Origin of the sequence: Pseudorhizobium marinum (assembly GCF_000705355.1) — a bacterium.
Classification (GTDB): Bacteria; Pseudomonadota; Alphaproteobacteria; order Rhizobiales; family Rhizobiaceae; genus Neorhizobium; species Neorhizobium pelagicum.
This window is the reverse complement of record NZ_JMQK01000042.1, coordinates 1-1,883: the sequence shown is the minus strand read 5'-3', so window position 1 is coordinate 1,883 and position 1,883 is coordinate 1. Positions and strand designations below refer to the sequence as shown.

At 63.7% G+C, this 1,883-nt stretch carries 3 protein-coding genes; all 3 read left to right on the top strand.

Annotated features, from left to right (window positions below):
- A partial coding sequence (locus EO99_RS0124745; RefSeq protein WP_029621225.1) for a chemotaxis protein CheW occupies nucleotides 1-551 on the top strand: 551 nt, incomplete at its 5' end.
- A complete protein-coding gene (locus EO99_RS0124740; RefSeq protein WP_029621224.1) occupies nucleotides 548-1,066 on the top strand; it encodes a chemotaxis protein CheW in 519 nt (172 codons plus the stop codon). The genes EO99_RS0124745 and EO99_RS0124740, both read left to right, overlap by 4 nt.
- A gap of 17 nt (nucleotides 1,067-1,083) precedes the next feature.
- On the top strand, nucleotides 1,084-1,883 hold an 800-nt coding region (locus EO99_RS0124735), incomplete at its 3' end, for an MCP four helix bundle domain-containing protein (RefSeq protein ID WP_029621223.1).

Below are 1,883 nucleotides of genomic sequence, written 5' to 3'. Positions count from 1 at the left end.
GCCGCGGCGTCGGCATGGATGTCGTCAAGCGCACCATCGACGCGCTGCGCGGCACGATCAACGTCGTCAGCCGTCCGGGCCAGGGCTCGGAAATCTCGCTTGCCATCCCGCTGACGCTCGCCATCATCGATGGCCTTCTGGTGCGGGTCGGCTCCGGTCGCTACGTCATCCCCCTGGCGGCCGTCGAGGAATGCCTCGAGCTGTCGGTCGAGGAGGACATGCGCTCGCGCGGACGCAGCTTCATCTCGCTGCGCGACAGCCTCGTTCCCTTCATCCGGCTGCGCGACCTCTTCCGCACCGGCACGACGCCCGACCCCTTCCAGAAGGTGGTGGTGATCTCGACCGGCTCCGAGCGCGTCGGCCTCGTCGTCGACCAGATCATCGGGGACCACCAGACGGTGATCAAGAGCATGTCGAAGCTCCACCACGACGTCGGAACCTTCTCCGGCGCAACCATACTCGGGGACGGCAACGTCGCCCTAATTCTCGACGTCGGCCATCTGGTCTCCGAGGGACAGCAACAGGAGGCGCAATTGCGCGCAGCGGGATGAGCGAAGCAGCAGCCAGAACACTTCCCGACGCGCTTTGGGAAGGCCGCGAGGAGATCGAGGTCGTCACCTTCGATATCGCCGGAGAGGTCTTTGCACTCGAAGCGGCGGCCGTGCAGGAAATCCTCGACCTTCTGCCGGAAACCTCGGTCCCCGGCGCCAAGGCCTTCGTGGGCACCGTCATCAATTTTCGCGGCAAGGTCATTCCGCTGGCGGACATCCGGCTAGCCTTCGGCATGGAGGCGACGCAGCCCACCATCGACAGCCGGATCGTCGTCATCGAGCTCGAGATCGAAGGCGAGCCGACCCTCACCGGGATCCGGACCGACAAGGTTCACGAGGTCACGACCCTGGTGCGCAGCGCCGGTGAACCACCTCCAAGCGTCGGCATGCGCTGGCGACCCGATTTCATCGATTGCCTGGTCAAGCGGGGAAGCGACTTCATCATCCTTCCCAACCTCCAGGCCATCTTCTCTGCCAATCACGAGCACCGGAAGTCCGGCTCCAGCACCAATTAAGTCGAAGAGGCACTCCAATGCGCGCGACGATCAAATTCAAACTGGGAGCCGCCTTCGGCTTCGTCATCCTGATGCTGCTGGCAACGGCGGGCTATGGCATTTTGAGCCTGAGCCACCTCAACCAGACGCTCGAGGCGGTGATCCAGGGTCCGGCCGAGCGGCTCAAACTCGCCCAGGAGCTCAGCAACGAGCACTTGCAGCAGGTCCGCCAGCAGAAGAACATCATGCTGGCAGAAAGCGCGCAGGAGATGCAGGAGAGCATCGCCAAGAGCGACGAGGCCCGCAAGGAGTTCGACACGAGCTTTACTGCCGTGACGGCCATCGCCACCGAACAGGGCAAAGTCCTCTGGAACAAGCTGGCAGGCTTCACGACTGAGTTCCGCAAGCAGGACGACCGGATTCGCGCATTGATGTTGGCCAATAACAGGCCGATGGCCATGCAGATCGCCAGCAACGAGGTTCGTACCGCGACCAACGACATCGACGCCCTCCTCACCGAGGTCGTGACTCTCGAAACGACACGGCTCCAGGATGCCGATCTGCAGGCGGACGAGGATTACGTCCAGACCCGCCTGGTGATGATTGCGGTTGCCGCCACGGCGCTGCTGATTGCCATTGCCGCCGCCTTCTGGATCGCGATCAGCATCAACGCCGGCCTGCGCAAGGCCAGCCAGGCCGTCCAGAACGTGGCTGACGGAGACCTTACCCGCTTCGCCGACATCACCAGCCGCGACGAGATCGGCGACATGCTGGGCTACGTCAACACGATGATCGAACGGCTGCGCGGCGTCGTGTCCGACGCCCTTGCCGCCTCCGA

Excerpts from the sequence above, each read along its gene's own strand:
- EO99_RS0124740 (WP_029621224.1), top strand. The coding sequence starts at position 548 with ATGAGCGAAGCAGCAGCCAGAACACTTCCCGACGCGCTTTGGGAAGGC.